We start from the raw sequence: 2142 nt of genomic DNA on the forward strand, positions 1-2142 counted from the left end.
CCTATATCCGCTGACATCCGTCGGCGCATGTCGCGGGCCTGGTCTCGTCCGTGGACGTTCGCCGACGTCCACAGTAATCGGCCGGCTTGGCTGCCACCCTGGCTGCCATCCGAATCCCGAGACGCTGCCGTCATCGGTGACCACGCTACGAGCTTGAGAAAGCCATGGCCCGCCCGCTGCTGACCTGCTCCGGATCACAGAGGGAACGAGATCCGCGCCCTGCTCCGGCACAGGCGTATCGCGACCACAGCCGATATCTACATCGATGTCCTGAAAGACGTCCGGCGGGGGACGGCGGCGAGCATGGACGGCATCCTGACCCGGATTACGAGTTGAAGGAAGACATCGATGACCCATGGTAGGTAGGCGGGGTCATGGTCGAGCGGCGCGGGGGTTCTTGGCGGTCTCCAACAATGCGATGGGATCGACGGTTCGACCTTCTGCGGTCTCATGGTCGTAGACATGGCGCACAAGGTGAAGCCATTGGCGATGCTTGGTGATCGTCACGAAGCCGGCGAGGACACCAGGCGAGAGGACGAGGGCGAGGAGGAAGTGGAAGTCCACCGTGGCTCCCGGCTTGGGCGATCCACAGTGCCCGAATGGCCCCCCTTGGATCGCGTAGGTCACTATGCCATCGTTTGGCTCCCGACGCAAGGAAGGCCGATCTGGACACTTCGTTCCACAGAGTCAAGATCGCAGGGGGGTGGGCGTGGCTACGGTGCGTGATGGTCATCGGGGTCTCGACGGGTCCGACGAAGGCTGATCGTTCCCAATTGCAGTACAAATTGCAGTACTAGAGATCAAAAAAGCCCAGAGCCCCGCGCCGTGTGATCGGCTGCGGGGCTCTGACCTGCCTCAACCAGCGTGCGCTCGGAGGGACTCGAACCTCCAACCTCTTGATCCGTAGTTAGATTTAGATCTTCCGTCGACGTTCGCAGAGGTCCGCCCCGTCCGCTGACCTGGTGGGCTCTGTCCATGGGCGTCCGCCAACGTCCACCCTCGTCCACCGGCCTGGCTGTCAACTTGGCTGCCAGTCGTTCTGACTATGGTCATCTTGGTGGTCTTCGCGGTGCCATGGTTTAGTGAGAGCTATACTCGTTTGATGGACGGGCGGCAGTGGGACGTCTACCTCGTCAACGAGGTCCGTGACTGGATCGACGGCCTGGACGCCGCGACACACGCGCGGGTCGTCCAGGCGATCGACCTGCTCGCGGAGACCGGCCCCGGGCTGGGGAGACCCCTGGTCGACACGATCAGCGGCTCGTCGCTGCCGAACCTGAAGGAACTCAGACCGGGCACGGTACGGATCTTGTTCTGTTTCGATCCGTGGCGTTCGAGCATCCTGCTTGTTGCCGGGGACAAAGCCGGGCAGTGGAACGCCTGGTACGACGAAGCGATTCCACTGGCGGAGCAACGCTACAAGAGCTACCTGGTGGAACGCGGCCAGGAGGAGGGTGATCGGCGATGAGTGGTTACGTACGGTGGGCTGATGTCCGTGCCGAGCAGGTCGCCCGGGCCGGTGGGGAGGAGGCGGTCGCCGCCGGCAAGCAGGAGCTTCTTGCGGTCGCGGTGGGGCATCGGCTTGCCGAGGTGCGTCGTGCGCGGGGTCTGACCCAGCAGCAGGTGGCCGAGCGGATGGGGGTGACCAAGGGTCGGATCTCGCAGATCGAGCAGGGCTCACTCTCCGGTCAGGACGTGGTCGCCAGATACGCTGCCGCTCTTGGTGGCCGGCTGCACCAGGCGATCTACTTTGACGACGGGGACATCGCCGCGATCGCCTGACCTGTTTCGTCGCCGCAACACACCCGACGGCTTCCTGGGCTGAGGGCCGTTGCTGCACCCGCTGCTACAGAAAGCCCAGAGCCCCGCGCCGTGTGATCGGCTGCGGGGCTCTGACCTGCCTCAACCTGACGTGCGCTCGGAGGGACTCGAACCCCCAACCTCTTGATCCGTAGTTAGATCTGGATCTTCCATCGACGTCCGTGGACGTCCACGGCGTCCGCCGACCTGGTGCGCTCCGTCCATGGACATCCGCCAGTGTCCACCCTCGTCCGCCGTCTTGGCTGTCAACTTGGCTGTCAGCCGGTCAGTCGCAGCGTTGGCCGCGGAATCTTCCGGGATCACAGAGCGGATGTTTAGGTT

The 2142-nt window shown here is 63.8% G+C and carries 3 protein-coding genes; 2 read left to right on the forward strand and 1 reads right to left on the reverse strand.

The features are described 5' to 3' along the window. Positions 1-372: 372 nt before the first annotated feature. Positions 373-627: a hypothetical protein gene (locus CM1CMNOD_RS02365; protein WP_131772077.1), complete on the reverse strand. Its 255-nt coding sequence runs from the start codon at positions 625-627 to the stop codon at positions 373-375. 475 nt (positions 628-1102) lie between these two features. On the opposite strand from CM1CMNOD_RS02365, the gene CM1CMNOD_RS02370 reads away from it, so the two are divergent. After that, complete coding sequence (locus CM1CMNOD_RS02370; RefSeq protein ID WP_043602838.1) at positions 1103-1468, forward strand: type II toxin-antitoxin system RelE/ParE family toxin; 366 nt, start codon at positions 1103-1105, stop codon at positions 1466-1468. After that, a complete protein-coding gene (locus CM1CMNOD_RS02375; RefSeq protein ID WP_013872080.1) occupies positions 1465-1782 on the forward strand; it encodes a helix-turn-helix domain-containing protein in 318 nt (105 codons plus the stop codon). Before CM1CMNOD_RS02370 ends, CM1CMNOD_RS02375 begins: the two co-directional genes overlap by 4 nt. Positions 1783-2142 lie beyond the last annotated feature (360 nt).

The organism is Protofrankia symbiont of Coriaria myrtifolia, assembly GCF_900634755.1.
In the GTDB taxonomy this organism is placed as follows: domain Bacteria; phylum Actinomycetota; class Actinomycetes; order Frankiales; family Frankiaceae; genus Protofrankia; species Protofrankia coriariae.

Bases quoted from the DNA above. Each gene is read 5' to 3' on its own strand.
- CM1CMNOD_RS02375 (WP_013872080.1), top strand. From the start codon at position 1,465: ATGAGTGGTTACGTACGGTGGGCTGATGTCCGTGCCGAGCAGGTCGCC.
- CM1CMNOD_RS02370 (WP_043602838.1), top strand. From the start codon at position 1,103: ATGGACGGGCGGCAGTGGGACGTCTACCTCGTCAACGAGGTCCGTGAC.